This is a genomic window from uncultured Friedmanniella sp., assembly GCF_964244285.1.
GTDB lineage: Bacteria > Actinomycetota > Actinomycetes > Propionibacteriales > Propionibacteriaceae > Microlunatus.
The window spans coordinates 151,419-166,481 of record NZ_CAXTHT010000006.1; the positions used below are offsets into that span (position 1 = coordinate 151,419).

14 protein-coding genes are annotated in these 15,063 nt (G+C 71.7%); 5 read left to right on the forward strand and 9 right to left on the reverse strand.

What is annotated here, in order from left to right; genetic code table 11:
• Positions 1–11: 11 nt before the first annotated feature.
• The 5 genes from ACFE7W_RS15405 to ACFE7W_RS15425 are packed head-to-tail and all read right to left on the reverse strand — an operon-like array spanning position 12 to position 4,956.
• Positions 12–476, reverse strand: coding sequence for a DUF6992 family protein (locus tag ACFE7W_RS15405; protein ID WP_375425694.1), 465 nt, complete (start codon positions 474–476; stop codon positions 12–14).
• 44 nt (positions 477–520) lie between these two features.
• A complete protein-coding gene (locus ACFE7W_RS15410; RefSeq protein ID WP_375425695.1) occupies positions 521–1,363 on the reverse strand; it encodes a carbohydrate ABC transporter permease in 843 nt (280 codons plus the stop codon).
• Positions 1,364–1,401: 38 nt separating this feature from the next.
• Positions 1,402–2,343, reverse strand: coding sequence for a carbohydrate ABC transporter permease (locus ACFE7W_RS15415; RefSeq protein WP_375425696.1), 942 nt, complete (start codon positions 2,341–2,343; stop codon positions 1,402–1,404).
• Positions 2,344–2,356: 13 nt separating this feature from the next.
• A complete protein-coding gene (locus tag ACFE7W_RS15420; protein WP_375425697.1) occupies positions 2,357–3,655 on the reverse strand; it encodes an ABC transporter substrate-binding protein in 1,299 nt (432 codons plus the stop codon).
• 41 nt (positions 3,656–3,696) lie between these two features.
• Entirely contained in the window at positions 3,697–4,956 is a 1,260-nt protein-coding gene (locus ACFE7W_RS15425; RefSeq protein WP_375425698.1) for an MFS transporter, read from the reverse strand.
• 116 nt (positions 4,957–5,072) lie between these two features.
• Here ACFE7W_RS15425 and ACFE7W_RS15430 point away from each other — a divergent pair, with 116 nt between their 5' ends.
• The 4 genes from ACFE7W_RS15430 to ACFE7W_RS15445 all read left to right on the forward strand — a co-directional run bounded on the left by ACFE7W_RS15430 (position 5,073) and on the right by ACFE7W_RS15445 (position 9,313).
• Positions 5,073–6,041 (forward strand): aldo/keto reductase, encoded by a 969-nt coding sequence (locus ACFE7W_RS15430; protein ID WP_375425699.1) that lies wholly within the window; start codon positions 5,073–5,075, stop codon positions 6,039–6,041.
• 253 nt (positions 6,042–6,294) lie between these two features.
• Positions 6,295–7,293, forward strand: a complete 999-nt coding sequence (locus ACFE7W_RS15435) for a sensor histidine kinase (RefSeq protein ID WP_375425700.1) — start codon at positions 6,295–6,297, stop codon at positions 7,291–7,293.
• A gap of 48 nt (positions 7,294–7,341) precedes the next feature.
• Positions 7,342–8,493, forward strand: coding sequence for an endonuclease/exonuclease/phosphatase family protein (locus ACFE7W_RS15440; protein ID WP_375425701.1), 1,152 nt, complete (start codon positions 7,342–7,344; stop codon positions 8,491–8,493).
• Positions 8,494–8,524: 31 nt separating this feature from the next.
• Positions 8,525–9,313, forward strand: coding sequence for a lipase family alpha/beta hydrolase (locus ACFE7W_RS15445; protein ID WP_375425702.1), 789 nt, complete (start codon positions 8,525–8,527; stop codon positions 9,311–9,313).
• 112 nt (positions 9,314–9,425) lie between these two features.
• On the opposite strand, the gene ACFE7W_RS15450 is transcribed toward ACFE7W_RS15445, so the two are convergent.
• The 4 genes from ACFE7W_RS15450 to ACFE7W_RS15465 form a co-directional block, all read right to left on the reverse strand.
• The gene (locus ACFE7W_RS15450) at positions 9,426–10,238 is read right to left on the reverse strand and encodes an ABC transporter permease (protein ID WP_375425703.1); all 813 of its coding nucleotides are present in this window, start codon (positions 10,236–10,238) and stop codon (positions 9,426–9,428) included.
• A complete protein-coding gene (locus ACFE7W_RS15455; RefSeq protein ID WP_375425704.1) occupies positions 10,235–11,146 on the reverse strand; it encodes an ABC transporter ATP-binding protein in 912 nt (303 codons plus the stop codon). Before ACFE7W_RS15455 ends, ACFE7W_RS15450 begins: the two co-directional genes overlap by 4 nt.
• Positions 11,143–12,234 carry a hypothetical protein gene (locus tag ACFE7W_RS15460; protein ID WP_375425705.1) on the reverse strand — a complete coding sequence of 364 codons (1,092 nt, stop codon included), beginning with the start codon at positions 12,232–12,234 and terminating at the stop codon, positions 11,143–11,145. The genes ACFE7W_RS15455 and ACFE7W_RS15460 overlap by 4 nt, the downstream gene beginning before the upstream one ends.
• An 80-nt stretch (positions 12,235–12,314) precedes the next feature.
• The gene (locus ACFE7W_RS15465; RefSeq protein WP_375425706.1) at positions 12,315–14,108 is read right to left on the reverse strand and encodes an ABC transporter substrate-binding protein; all 1,794 of its coding nucleotides are present in this window, start codon (positions 14,106–14,108) and stop codon (positions 12,315–12,317) included.
• 191 nt (positions 14,109–14,299) lie between these two features.
• Here ACFE7W_RS15465 and ACFE7W_RS15470 point away from each other — a divergent pair, with 191 nt between their 5' ends.
• Positions 14,300–15,052, forward strand: a complete 753-nt coding sequence (locus tag ACFE7W_RS15470) for an MOSC domain-containing protein (protein ID WP_375425707.1) — start codon at positions 14,300–14,302, stop codon at positions 15,050–15,052.
• Positions 15,053–15,063: the final 11 nt, after the last annotated feature.

Consider the following 15,063-nt stretch of genomic DNA (forward strand, 5'->3'; position numbering starts at 1 on the left):
TAGGGGGCAGGTCAGCGAGAGGTCGGATCACGCCGCGACCGTACCCGCGGCCCGCCCAGCGCTAACCAGTGGAAGCCGTCGTGCCCGGCGAGGAACACACCCTGCAGCACGATCGCCGCGCCCGCCCCGGCGGTTCTCGGCCGGTCCTGCCCGCTGGCCCAGAGGGCGGCTCCGAGGGCGACGTAGCCCAGGTCGGCGGCGACGTTGACGCCCAGGATCGTCCGCAGCCGACGTTCCTCGGCCGCGAGCACGGCCGGCGACCACGGGTGCGGCAGACGACGCATCCGTCGTCGCTGGACCGCCTCTAGCACCGCCACGAGCGCCAGGTCCACCGCACCCCAGCCCACGTGCTGCTGACCGAACGCCCGCCACCACGGGTCGGAGCAGAAGGCGGGCACCGACCCGAGCGCGACGCTGGCCGCGCCCCAGACCACCGTCGTCCGGGCCAGGGCGTGCTGACGCCGCCAGGGGTTCACGAGCTGATCACACCACGAGCAGAGCAGGGCAGGGCACGACCGGCTCAGCGGATACCGCTGCGGGCGAAGCCCTGGACGAAGTAGCGCTGGAACACCAGGAACAGCAGGACCATCGGTGCGACGTCGAGTAGCGCGAAAGCCATGGTGCCGCCATAGTCGGAGCCGAACTGGCCCTGCAGGTAGAGAAGGCCGATGGGCAGGGTGAAGAGCCGGTTGTCCTCCAGCGCGATCAGCGGCCAGGCGAAGTCGTTCCAGGTCTGCAGCAGGCTCATGAAGAACAGCACCGCGATCAGCGGCCTCGACAGGGGCAGGATGATCCGGGTGAACACCCGTACGTGGCCAGCCCCGTCGATCCGGGCCGCTTCGATCAGGTCTCGCGGGATAGCGAGAATGAACTGGCGGGCGAGGAACACCCCGAACGCCGACGCCGCCGTGGGCAGGATCACGGCCCAGTAGCTGCCGTACAGGCCGAGGGTCGTGACCAGCGTGAACAGCGCCACCATGATCACCTGCACCGGCAGCATCAGCGTGGACAAGGCCACCAGGAACAGCACGTTCGCACCGCGGAATTTCAGCTGCGCGAACGCGTAGCCGGCCGCCAGGTTGACCGCGACCGTGAGCAGCGCGACGGTCACGGCGATGGCCAGCGAGTTACCGAACCAGGTGAGGACGGGAAAGGCCGACAGCACCCGGCGGAAGTTGTCCAGGGTCAGCGCACGCGGCCACAGCCGCAGCTCACCGCCCAGCAGGTCGGCCCGGCTGGAGAGGGCCACCACGACCATCCAGTAGAGCGGGAACAGGATGACGGCGCAGACCACCACCGCCAGCAGCAACCGGAGCAGCAGACCCCGGCGCGCACTGGCTCTTGCCCGGCGCCGGGCTCGCATCCGGGTTGTCGTCGGTGCCGCCGACCCGGCCGCGCCGGTCATTCGACGAGGTCCCGCGTCCGGCTGATGCGCCACTGCACCACGGTGAAGACCAGCGTGAGCAGCAGCAGCACGACGCCGATGGCCGCGGCGTAGCCCTGGTCGCGGACCACGAAGCCGTTGTCGTAGGCGTAGGTGACCAGCACGGAGGTGGCGTTCTGCGGGCCACCTCCGGTCAGCACGAAGACGATGTCGAAGACCTGGAAGGAGTAGATCACGTTCATGATCAACAGGAAGAACGAGGACGGACCGACCAGCGGCACCGTGACGAAGCGGAACATCCGCCAGCGGCCTGCCCCGTCCAGGCGGGCGGCCTCGTAGAGCTCCGGGCTGATCCCCTGCAGGGCGGCGAGGTAGATCAACATGTTGAAACCCAGCCGCCACCACAGCGTGACCAGGACCACCGAGGCGAAGGCGGCGACCCCACCGGACTGCCAGGCCAACGCGGGCAGTCCCAACGAGCGCAGGATCTTGTCGATCACGCCGCTGTTCTCGTCGAAGATCAACAGACCGACCAACGCCGTGGCCACGCCGGAAATCGACATCGGCAGGATCAGGATCGAGCGGAACAGCGCCCGCGCCGGCAGCAGCGAGTTGAGCAGCACCGCGGCCCCCAGGCCCAGAGCCATCGCCCCGGGCGTGACGATCAGGGTGAACAGGCCGGTGTTGAGCGCCGAACGCCAGAAGAGCGGGTCCGCGACCAGCCGGCCGTAGTTGGCCAGCCCGACGAACCGCCCCTCGCCGAAGCCGTTGGTGTGCTGCAGGCTGATCGCCAGCGCCCAGCCCAGCGGCAGCAGCACGAAGAGCCCGAGCAGCACCATCGTCGGGGCGATGAACGCATAGCCCGCCCAGGACTCGCCGCGGATCCAACGACGGGACCTGACGGCGGGCGGACGCCGCGGGGCTTCGGTACCGGCCGGGACGACGACCGAGGTCACCATGGCTGCACCGTCCTCACGGCTTGGTCGCCGCCGCGATCCCGCTCGAGATCGCCGCCACCGTCTTCTCGGTGTTCTGACCGCCCACGAACGCCTGCTCGAGCTGGTCCTTGAGCACGGCGATGATCTTGGCCATCGCGGGCGAGGCCACCTGGGCGGCGTCGGTGGGCCGGACGGTCGTCGCCTGGCCGATGAACACCTTGGAGAGCTCCGGCCGGACGGCGAAGTCGATCCCGCCGGTCACCAGGTCGCGGCGCGTCGGCAGCAGCGAGGCGCCCGAGCAGAAGTCGCGCATGGCCTGCTGACCCGTCATGAAGTCCAGGAACGAGGCGGCCAGGTCGGCCTTCTTCGTCGCCGCCGTCGCCACCAGCGCGTTGCCGCCGAAGTCCCCGCCGCCACGCTGCTTGCGGGGGGAGAAGGTGGCGCCCCACTCGAAGTCGAGGGTGGAGTCGGCGTCGGGGATCATGAACGCCCCGCCGAACACCATGGCCGTGGTCTGGGAGTACCAGAGGTCGGCGGCGTACGTGGTCGACTTGACGGAGTCGTTCGGCGGCACGAGGTGGTCGGTGAAGAAGCTGCGGCTGAAGTCCACCGCGGCTCGTCCGGCGGCGGAGTCGATGGCCGGCGCGGTCAGGTCCTCGGCCAGGAACCGGCCGCCGGCCTGGAACAGCAGGCTGAGCCAGCGGGTGACGCCGTTGCCCTGCCAGTTGTAGGCGAAGGGGTACTTGGCTGCGGGCAACGCGCGACGCAGCCGGGCCGCGACGTCGGTGAACTCCTGCCACGTCCACGCCTGGTCCACCGTGGTCGGCACCGAGGAGATGCCGGCCGAGTCCAGCACTGCCTTGTTGTACAGGATCGCCGAGGTGTCGGTGTGGTGCGGCACCCCGACCGGGTGACCCTGGCCCTGGACCGCGGCCCACGCCGTCGGGGTGAACCGGTCGGAGAAGCCGGCGGCCAGGTGCGGGCTGAGGTCGAGCAGCTGGCCGCGACCGGCGTACGCACCGAGGGTGTAGTAGGGCACCCGGAAGACGTCGGGCGGGTTGCCGGCCTGCAGCTGGGCGTCGATGTTGGTGAACATCTGCTCGTACGGCACGGCGTTCAGGGTGACCGTCGCACCGGCGTTCGCCGCCTGGAAGTCGGCAATCCCCTTACGGAACCCGGCCAGCTCGCTGTCGGTGCCCCAGGTCGTGAAGGTGAGGGCGTCGGTGGCCGCCTTCGAGCCGGAGCCGACGGCGAAGCCGCAGCCCGCGAGCGCGGCCGGGGCGGCCAGCGCACCGGCCGCTCCAAGGAAGTGGCGCCTGCTGAGACCGGTCATGGTGTGCTCCCCGAGGTGGCGGGTCCGGGGCCGGTCCTGCGTCAGCCCTCAGGCCGCGCCAGGGTCGGCGACGGCATCAGGCTTTCCTCCGGCACCCGGCCGACGGATGCGACGGCGGGGAGCAGCTTCCAGGCCGCCAGGACAGCGACGGCGCTGATCAGGACGTGCACGCCGATGAACGTGTCGGCCAGGCCGGCGCCGAGGGCGACCCCCGCGACCAGCGGTCCGAGCGCGGAGACGCCGGTCTGGAGGCCCGAGAACAGCCCGAGCGTGGTGCCGACGTACCCGGCCGGGGCCAGCTGGGCGACCATCGGGTTCAGGACCGGACCGTACATCGTCTCCCCGATGCCGAAGATGCCGAAGGTGACGACCAGGATGCTGGCGGCGAGCTCCGGTGTCCGGGCTGCAAGGGCCAGGATCACCCAGCAGAGCAGCCAGATGCCGCCGACAGCCATCAGCAGCCGGGGGGCCGAGCGGTGCGCCGTCCAGCGGACGACGCCCATCTGCAGCACGATCAGCACGGCGCAGTTCACGGCGGCGGCGGTCCCGACGGTGTGCTCGGAGACGTTCAGCACGGTCAGCCCGTACGCGGGCAGCCCGCTGTCGAACTGGGCGTAGAAGGCCAGCGCCAGTGCAGCGGTGAGCACCGCCGTCCAGCGCAGGGCCGGGCTGGCCGCGACCAGCCGCAGGGCCCGGGCCGTCTCACCCGGTACCGAGGGCACCGACGCGGGCGGGGAGGTGATGTCGTTGACCCCCCGGGCGGCGAGTGCGACCAGCAGCGCCGAGACCGCGAAGCCGAGGGCTGCGGCTCCGAACGCGACGTCCATGCCGTCGCGGTCGTGCAGGTCCACGAGGTAGCCGGCGGCGAACGCGCCGACGCCCATCCCCAGGGCCTGGCCGGTGGCCAGCCAGGCGAAGACCGCACGTCGGCTGTCGCTGCTGGTCCGGGCCAGCAGCAGCACCGACTGGGCCGGGCCGCCGGCCGCGAGGGCGAAGCCGAAGACGGCCATCCCCGCCAGGAACGACGCAGGCCGGTCCGCGGTCATCAACATCGCTCCGGCCACCGCCGCGACCACCTTGGCCACGATGGCTACGAGGGCCGGCGACCAGCGGTCCGCCAGCCGACCGCCGACCGGGGCTGCCACGAGCGCACCCACCGAGAAGAGGCTTGACGCCCCCGCCGCGACCAGACCGCCCCAGCCGCGGGTGCTGGCCGCATACGCGTACTGGTAGGGCAGCACGGTGCCCCAACCGAGCATCGCCACTGCAGAAGCAAGCACCACCAACCGCGCCGAACGCACGACACACCTCCTCGACTCCGTCTTGTCACGCTGACGCTTCGTCAACTAAGACTTCGACTTCGAAATTCCAGCCGCCCACAGTACGTGCAGTTGCAGGCGATCGCCACACTGGGCTCATGAAGCTCCTCGAGGTCGACGGTCTGGGCCAGGTCAGCAGAGTCGGGCTGGGCACCTGGCAGTTCGGCTCCCGGGAGTGGGGGTACGGCGACGACTACGCCTCGGGCACGGCCCGGGCGATCGTCACCCGAGCCCGCGAGCTGGGCGTCACCCTCTTCGACACCGCCGAGGTCTACGGGCTGGGGCGCAGCGAGCGCATCCTCGGCGAGGCCCTCGGCACGGAGCGCGACCAGGTGGTGGTGGCCAGCAAGCTCTTCCCGGTCGCCCCGTTCCCCCCGGTCGCCCGACGGCGCGAGGCGGGCAGTGCCCGTCGGCTGCAGCTGCAGAAGATCCCGCTGTACCAGGTGCACATGGCCAACCCGCTGGTGCCGGACAGCGTGATCATGCCCGGCCTGCTCCGGCTGATCGACGAGGGGCGCATCGGCGCCGTCGGCGTCTCGAACTACACGCTGCACCGCTGGCAGCAGGCCGACGCCGCCTTGGGCCGACCGGTCGTCAGCAATCAGGTGCAGTTCTCGCTGGCCCGCTCGGCGCCGCTGGAGGAGCTGGTGCCGTTCGCGCAACGGGAGAACCGGATCGTGATGGCCTGGAGCCCGCTCGCCCAGGGCCTGCTCGGCGGCCGGTACGGCCTGGACCACCGGCCGACCGGGGTCCGCGCGAGCAACGCCCTCTTCGGTACCGAGAACCTCCGCCGGATCACGCCGCTGCTCGACCTGCTGCGGGCGACGGCGACGCGTTATGACGCCAAACCGGCGCAGGTGGCGCTGGCTTGGCTGCTCGCGCTGCCCCAGGTGGTGGTGATCCCGGGAGCCTCCAGCGTCGAGCAGCTCGAGTCCAACGTGGCCGCCGCCGACCTGGACCTGGACGTCGAGTCGGTGGCGGCCCTGACTGCCGCCGCCCGGGCCTTCGCACCCGTACCGGCCGGCCGCACGCTGGTGGACGGGCTGCGCGAACGGCTCCGCCGCTGAGGACGCTCGACCGCGGCTCAAGAATGCGGTTCGGCGAATAGCTCCCGAATATTCGGAGCCGGTTCAGCGACGGATTGGCGTGTCTTTCCCAGTTATTTCTAGGCCGTTCGCCGGGGCAACAATAAGGTCTCAATCACCTTTTTCGACCCCTATTCTTTGGCTTTTACTTGCTAGGTTGTTGACGTCACCAGGGCTCGGGGCCCCTCGTGGAATCGACCTTTGTTGCTTCTTCATCACGTGATCGGAGCTCGTCGTGCCAGGCCCCGCAACCTTGTCCACCGTCCCCACCTCGGTCTCTGAGTCGTCCTGGCTGCGCGTCGCGCTCGACTTCTGTCAGCAGCTGTTGGGCGGGGGTGACACCGACCCCCGGCCGTGGTCGATCCTGACCGAGGGCATCCGCCGGCTGGTCGACGCCGACGCCGTGGACGTGGTGCGGCCGAGCGATGACGCACGGGTCCCGGTCTGCGCCGCTCTCGGTCGGGTGATGGCGCTGCCGCTCAACGGGGAGTCCGGCAACCTCGGGGTGATCGAGGTCCGTCGACGCAGCGACCAGCCGTCCTTCTCCGACGCCGACTTCGCGGGGGGACGCAACCTGGCCCAGGAGGTGACCCGCGCCCTCGAGCTCAGCGACGCCCGGGCGGCTCAGCACCGTCACCGGCTGCACGAGGACCGCGAGCGCATCGCCCGCGACCTGCACGACCAGGTGGTGCAACGGCTCTTCGCGACCGGCCTCCGGCTGCAGAGCACCGTCACCACCAGCAAGGACGCCACCGACCGGACGCGGCTCAGCGAGGTCATCGACGAGCTGGACGACACCGTCCGCCAGATCCGGACCACCATCTTCGCCCTGAACTGCTCCGGCTCCTCGGCGTCCAGCCTGCGCCGGACGGTGCTCGAGGTGGCCGAGAGCGTCGGGTCGGCCTTCGGGCTGCGGCCCACGGTCTGCTTCCGCGGGCCAATCGACATCCTCGTGGACCCGGGCGTGGTCCGTGACGTCGAGGCGGTCGTCCGCGAGGGGGTGACCAACGCCGGCAAGCACGCCGCCGCCAGCATCGTCCGGATCGACCTCAGCGCGAGCAGGGCCGAGCTCCGGCTGCTGATCGAGGACGACGGCGTCGGACTCTCGGGCAGCAGCCGGCACAGCGGGATGGGGAACCTGCGTCGGCGCGCCGAGCAGCACGGCGGCGGCCTCGTCGTCGACCGGTCGCCCCTGGGTGGCGTCCGGCTCGGCTGGAGCGTCCCCCTCACCTGAGCCGACGTACGCTCCCTGCGGGCGGGCGGACGACGCGAGGGGGCGGCGATGGCGCAGGGACGGGGGCTGGTCGGCGCTCTGGCGGCCGGACTGGTCGGCCTGCTGCTGCTCCCGTCGGCCTGCGGTTCCGACGACCACGGCACGACCAGCGACCCGACGACCGTGCGGGTGCTGACCCGCAACCTCTACCTCGGCGGCGACATCACCCGTCCGGTACGGGCGGCGCAGGGCCGGACGGGGGTAGCGGCCCTGGAGGCTCTCGGCCGGGCCGACGCGGAGCTGCGCACCGTCGTCGAGCAGACCGACTTCCGCGTCCGGGCCGGGCTGCTGGCCGCCGAGATCGTGCAGGGCCGGCCGGACCTGGTCGGCCTGCAGGAGGTCGCACTCTGGCGCCACGGACCGCTGCAGCTGGACCACCCGGGCCGGCTGGACGCCACGGACGTGGACCTGGACTTCCTCGCCCTCCTGCAGGGCGAGCTGACGTCCCGGGGCGCGACCTATGACGTGGTGGCCACCCAGGACGAGTCCGACGTCGAGGCGCCGGCTCTCGGCGACGGCGACGACCGCGACCTCCGGCTGACCATGCGGGACGTCCTGCTGGTCCGGGCCGGCTCGGCCGTCCAGGTGACCGGCCGCGGTCTCGGTCAGTACCAGCCACGGCTGAAGGTCGACCTCGGCGGCGTCCCGTTCGCGTTCGTCCGCGGCTACGTGTGGGCCGACGTGAGCGTGGACGGCCACCCGCTGCGCGTCGTCAGCACCCAGCTGGAGTCCCAGAGCGCCGACCTGGCCCTGGCCCAGGCGAAGGAGCTGCTGAGCGGGCCGGCCGCGCCCGGCGACCGGCCGGTCGTGCTGGGGTGTGACTGCAACTCCGACCCGACGGACTCCACCCTGGCGGCCGGTGCCTCGGTGCCGGGCTCGGCCGCGTACGGGCTGCTCACCGCCGGCGGGCTGGCGGACGCCTGGCTCGGCGCCCCCCGACGATCCGGTACCGGCGACACCTGCTGCCGCGACGAGCGCCTCCGGTCCGGGGCCGGCCTCGACCGCCGGCTCGACCTCGTCCTGAGTCGCGGGACCGCCGATGCGCCGGTGACCGCCGAGGAGGTCCAGCTCGTCGGCGCCGACCCGGTCGACCGGGACGCGGGCACCGGGCTCTGGCCGTCCGACCACGCCGGCGTCCTGGCCCAGCTCCGACTGGGCTGAGGGGTCGGGCGAAGCCGCGTAGCCTCGCCTGGTGCTCGACGCCCTCTCCCCACAGCGACGCCGTGTCGTGCTGGGCACGGCCGGGCTGGTGCTGCTGCTGGTCCTCCTGCTCGTGGTGAGCGGCGTGGTCCGGGCGCGTCGGGACGCGGTACACCCCGTAGCCCAGGACCAGCTCGGGCCCGTGCTGCTCGTCCCCGGCTACGGCGGCACGGGCGACTCCCTGCAGCCGCTGGCCGCGGCCCTGCGTGCTGCTGGTCGAACGGCCGTCGTCGTGCCCGAGGTGGGGGACGGGACGGGTGACCTGGCCGAGCAGGCGACGCACCTGGGCGAGGTGGCCGCCGCGGCGCAGCGGGACGCGGGCGCGTCCTCGGTGGACGTGGTCGGCTACTCCGCCGGCGGGGTCGTGGCCAGGCTCTGGGTCCGCGACGACGGCGGCGGTTCGGTGGCCCGGCGGGTGCTCACCCTCGGCGCCCCGCAGCACGGCACCACCCAGGCCGCACTGGGCAGCCAGCTGGCCGGTGGTTGCCCGCCGGCCTGCGAGCAGCTCGTGCCCGACAGCGACCTGCTACGCCGCCTCAACTCCCGTGACGAGACCCCGGCCGGCCCGCAGTGGGTCACCTTGCGGAGCCGCTCGGACACCGTGGTCACCCCGGTCGACTCCGCCGCGCTCGACGGGGCCCTGAACGTGGTCGTGCAGGATGCCTGTCCGGCCTCGACCGCCGGGCATCCCGACCTGCCCACCAACCCGGTCACGCTGGCCCTGCTCACCTCGGCTCTCGGTCCCGGCACGCCGGCCGCGCCGACCGCCGTCCGCTGCTGACCCTCACCCGCGACCCCCGCCCCCACCCGAGTTGTCAGAACTGAGTTGTCCCCCGGGACACCTGAGTTCTGACAAGTCGGGCGTCGACCGGGCGCGAGCGGGACACCACGGCTCAGTCCTCGATGTCCTTGCTGGTGAACCAAGCCCAGGCGGCGAGGCTGAAGACGACCAGGTAGGCGAGCTGGACGAGCAGCCCGCGGACGACGTCGCGCCAGAGAATCGGGTCGCGGAACAGGTCCACGAACGAGAGCCAGTAGCGGGTGGGCAGGTAGGGGTGCAGCGACTGCGCCGCGTCCAGCCCGAGCAGAACGGTGGACGCGATCAGCAGCCCGATGGTGCCCAGCGCCGCGCCGATCGAGGACGAGGTGAGCGTGGAGAAGAACAGTGCCACCGCCGCGACCCCGAGCATGCAGACCACCACGTAGCCCAGCGCCATCGCCGTCCGGCCCGCCACCTGGGACGAGCTCAGCGTCGAGCCGCTGAGGCTGACCGTGCCCGCCGCGGTCGACCTGCCCAGCAGCAGCCGGCCCTCCATGTAGGAGACGGCCGCCACCACCAGCACCGCCATCAGCACGAACGCGATCACCGTGGTCAGCTTGGCCACCAGCAGCGACGTCCGTCCGACGGGCCGAACCAGCAGGTACCGCAACGTGCCCGTCTGGCTCTCTCCGGCGACCGCGTCCCCGCCCAGGACGGCCACCGCGATCGGCAGGAACAAGGGCAGGACGACGCCGAGCGCCGCGAGCGGGAACAGCGTGCCGTCGGTCAGCACCGCGGACAGGAACGGCGGCCCCGTCCCCGGCTGCGGACCGAGATCGGTGACCGCCAGCAGCACCGCCACCAGCGTGGGCAGCGCGACCAGCATGCCGATGATCACCCAGGTCCGGGGCCGGCGCAGCATCTTCAGCAGCTCGACGGTGATCATCGGTGCGCCCCGGGGCCGGCCGCCTCGAGCACCAGCTGCTCGAGGTCACGGCGGTACGGGGCGAGCTCGGTCACCGCGATCCCCTCGCCCACCAGGTAGGCGTTCAGCCGAGCGGGTTCGGCGGCCCGGACCAGCAGCCGGTCGTCCTCGACGGCGGCGACCATGCCGCCGAGCAGGTCACGGCAGCGGGCGAGATCCGGCGTCCGTACCGCCACCAGGCCGGTCGGCCGCAGCAGCACCTCCAGCTGCTCCTGCAGCACCAGCCGGCCACGGTCCAGGACCCCGACCCGGGTGCACATCTGCTGGATCTCGGCGAGCAGGTGGCTGGACAGGAAGATGGTGGTGCCGCCGGCGTTCAGCCGCAGCAACAGCTCCCGGATCTCGGCGATGCCCTGGGGGTCCAGCCCGTTCGTCGGTTCGTCCAGCACGAGCAGAGACGGACGGCGCATCAGCGCCGCGGCCAGGCCCAGCCGCTGCCGCATCCCCAGCGAGTACGCCCGGACGGGTCGGGAGTCCGCCGGGTCGAGGCCCACCTCGGCGAGCACCTCGGTGATCCGGGTCCGCCGTCCGCGACGAGACATCCGGTCGGCACCGCTCGCGTCCAGCAGGGCCAGATTGGTCCGACCGGACAGGTGCGGGTACGCCCCCGGCCCCTCGACCAGCGCCCCCACCCGCGGCAGCACCTCACGCCGGCCGGCCGGCATCGGTCGGCCGAGCACCTCGGCGGTGCCGGAGGTGGGCAGCACCAGGCCGAGCAGCATCCGGACTGTCGTGGTCTTGCCCGAGCCGTTCGCGCCCAGGAAGCCGTAGACGTCCCCGGCGCGCACGTCCAGGTCGACGCCGTCGACCGCCCGCAGCTCGCCGTAGCGCTTGGTCAGCGCGGCCGTCGCGATCACCGGCCCCGTCACGGGGTCCCGAGCAGCTGAGCGGCCGCGCGTTCCAGGGTCGGAGGGGTGACCGTGCCCGCGAGCAGCAGCGTCGGTCCGTTCCGGCGGGGAGTGAGCAGCACCCCGATCGGGCCGACCGGGCCCAGCGTGCCCGCCGCCGTGTCCGTCGCACCACCGCTGGACCGGAGCTGCTGGCGGAGCGGGCCGGCGACCTGGCCGCGCAACGGCAGCACGATCAGGGCGGTGGGACCGCGGCCGTAGACGCCGACGCCACCGGGGTCGTCACCGCTCCGCGAGCTCAGCCCGGCGAGGGTGGCCGGCAGGTCCAGGTCGGTCAGGGCGTTCGCGGCGGCCGCCACGTCGACCGACTCGTCGAAGGCGATCCGGCTGTCGGCCGACGGACTGTACGCGGTGGTCGCGGCGGCCGGCGTCCTCCGGTCGAGCGACTCCAGCGTCGAGCTCACGACCGGCCGCGGCTCGCCGGCCGCGTACAGCTCCACCCGGAGCGCCAGGCCTGTCTCGGGATCGGCCCACAGGTCGACGTGGTCCACGGTGGCGGCCGGGTCGTCGGGGGTGAGCCGCAGCCCCGGGGCGTCGACCCCGGCCACCCGACGCGCCGGCAGCCGGCTGAGCTCGGCCTCGTGCGCGCCCTGCAGCATGGAGCGGCCCAGCGTCGGCGGCAGCAGGTCGGAGGCGTCCGGCAGCCGGATCCGCGACACCGGCGAGATCGTGGCGGTCTCGGACTCGAAGACCCAGCGGGTGGTGTAGGCGCCGTGCCGGAACAGGTCGGTCTCGCCCGTGCTGCGCAGGCGGTCCACCCGCCAGTACTCGGCCCCCCGCCACCACGCGCGCAGCGTGTTGTCGCCACCGAGCAGGTCGGCCAGGGTCGCGAACGAGTCGTTGTCCGGCACCGCCAGGGCGCCCGCGCTGACCGCCACCCCCGACCAGGCCACGTCCACCGACCCCTGCACCCGTTGCGCCAGGTCCGGCGCCGAGAGCGAGGACGCCACCGCCGGCCGGCTCTGGACTAACGGCGGGACGACGACCAGCAGCGCGGCCGCGAGCAGCACCACGGCCCACCGGCCGGCCGACTGCCTCCGCCCGGTCATGGCGGCCACTGTAGGCGGACGGAAAAGCCGGGAGCCGGGTCACGCAGCCCTTCGGTGCCCCGACGGCCGCGGCAGGGGAATCAGGTACCGACCTTCTTGATCCCGAAGATCCAGCCGATGGAGGCGCCCGTCCATCCGGGCGGGGCGTACGGGTTCTTCTCGTCGGGGAAGTTCGTCCAGTTCGACTCGTTGTACTCATAGAACTCGTTCGGCCGGTACATCAGCGGCACCACCGGGATGCCCTCACGGTAGATTGCGTCGAGCTTTCCGTAGATCTCCTTCAGCTCGGCATCGGAGCTGGCCGCGCCGACCGAGTCGAGCAGCCCGGCGACGTCGGGGTGGGAGAAGCGGGTGAAGTTCGCGAACGCCGTCTTGCCGAACGGGGGGATCCCCCGGTCGTCCAGCACGTCCCGGAAACGCGTCCACGGGCTGGCCACGCTGACGCCCGACGCGTTCCAGCACGCGAGCTCGAAGTTGCCGTTCTGGATCATGGTGGTCACCTGCGGCGCCTGCGGGAACTTGGTCTTGACGTCGATGCCGACGGCCTGGCACGACTTGGCGACGATCTCCAGCGCCGTGTTCCAGTCGCTCCAGCCGGTCGGGGTGATCGCCTCCCAGGGCCCCAGCCGGGTGCCGTCGGGCAGGGAGTAGATCCCGTCCTTGCCCTTGGTGCACTTCAGGTCGTCCTCCAGGATCGAGACCGCCTTCGTCGGGTCGTGCGTCCAGCCCTGGCTGTCGACAGTCGCCTGGTCGTAGTACTTGCCCTCGGCGCCGGTCGGCAACATCAGGCTGGCGTTCGCCGGGTCGGAATAGTCCGACATCGCGGTGCTGGCGATGTTCGGGTAGTCGATCGCGTAGGCGATGGCCAACCGCACCTTCTGGTTGTCCAAACCCTTGACCGAGCTGTTGATCTCCAGCAGGGGCAGGTTTCCCGGCAGGTAGTAGGGCTTCTCCTTCAGCCAGGTACCGACCGGCTTGCCCTTTTCCCACATCTTCCAGATCTGGGCGGTGAAGGTCTGTGCGGCGTCGAGCTCGCCGCTCTCCAGCTTGAGGTCGGAGCTGTTGTTGTCCTTGAAGATCGGGTGGTTGATGGTGGTCATGGCGGGCGTGCCGAAGGCCGCCTTGCCCCAGTAGCTGTCGAACCGCTTGAGGTTGATCTGGGTCTGGTCGTAGTGGTCGAGCACAAACGGGCCGCTGCCGACGGGCTTCAGGTTCGTCTGGCCCGTCACCTTGTCGCCGAAGGGCTCCCAGACGTGTTTCGGGACGATGAAGACGCTGCTGAGCGCGTCCTTGACGGAGTTCGGGTTGAACGGCTTCTTCTTCACCGTGAACGTCACGGTGCGGGGATCGGTCGCCTCGACCGACTCGAGGTAGGTCCAGAGGTTGGAGTAGTTCAGGCTCACCTTCTTGGACAGCTCGAAGGTGAAGACGACGTCGTCAGCCGTGAGCTCGGTGCCGTCGGTCCAGGTGGTGCCCTCCTGCAGCGGCAGCACCAACGTGCCTGGCTCGGGCTGCTGCAGCTCACGCGCCAGGCCCGGCTTGAGCGACCCGTCGAGCAGGTCGAAGCGCAGCAACGTCTCATAGATCAGCTGCGACTGCCCGTTGGCGGTCGGCCAGGCCGGGGTCGCGCCCAGGGGGTTGAAGTTCGTCGGCACGCCCGAGGCGACGAACACGAAGAGGGTGTCCCCCGCCGTACCCGGTCGGCCCTTCGCGTTGCCGTCGCCGGTGCTGTTGCCGGTCTGCGCCGTACCGCAGCCGGTTGCGCCCAGTCCGAGGGCCGCACCCCCGAGAGCCAGGCCGGTCAGCGACAAGAAGCTGCGCCGGCTGGGGCGGGGCGTCAGGCTCGCGCCTGCCGCAGGATGCAGTTCGTCCATGAGGGGCTCCCGAGCTCGATGTGACCTGGAACACGCGCTTGCTCGCGACCCTACGTGCCGAAGTCAAGCCCCGCGCGCCGACGCTCCGGCGGCGCCGACGTGCCAGAATCGTCCTCATTCCGGCGGGGGACGCACCCATCGGTCAGCCGTTACCGCGTGGGGCGCCGCGTTCTGGCCTGACGGAGGTCGTCGTGACGTCTTCTCCTCACCCCACCGAACCCCCCATCGAGCCCCCCATCGAGCCACCGAGGCGGCCGACCGAGCCGGCCCGGGTGCTCTCGGTCCAGGTCGGCGGCCCGCAGACGTATGAGTGGCTGGGCCGGACGCTGGTCAGCAGCATCTTCAAGGAGCGGGTCGAGGGGCCCGTCGGGGTCCGCGGCCACAACCTCGAGGGTGACGACCAGTCCGACCGGAAGAGCCACGGCGGGCCCGACAAGGCGGTCTACGCCTACGCCCGCGAGGACGAGGACTGGTGGGAGTCCGAGCTGGGCCGCCCGGTGCCGAACGGCTACTTCGGTGAGAACCTCACCACCCGCGGGCTCGACCTGACCCACGCCGTGATCGGGGAGACCTGGCACGTCGGCACCGCCGTGCTGCAGATCACCGAGCCGCGGACACCGTGCTGGAAGCTCGGCCTGCGGACCGGCGACCCCGGGTTCCCACGGCGCGCCGCCGCGTCCCGCCGACCGGGCGTGCTGCTACGGATCCTGCGCGAAGGCGTGCTGCAGGAGGGCGACCCGGTGCAGCTGGGGCTACGACCCAGCCACGGGGTCACCGCCGCCGCCGTCAACCGCCTCTACTACGGCGAGGACCACGATCTGAGCGTGATCTACCACACGCCGGAGCTGGCGGCCCACTGGCGGACCTGGGCCGACCACCGCACCATCTGGCACGAGGAGGACGAACGCCTCGGCCGGATGCGACCCCTCGACACCTCGTCCTGAGCGGACCAGCA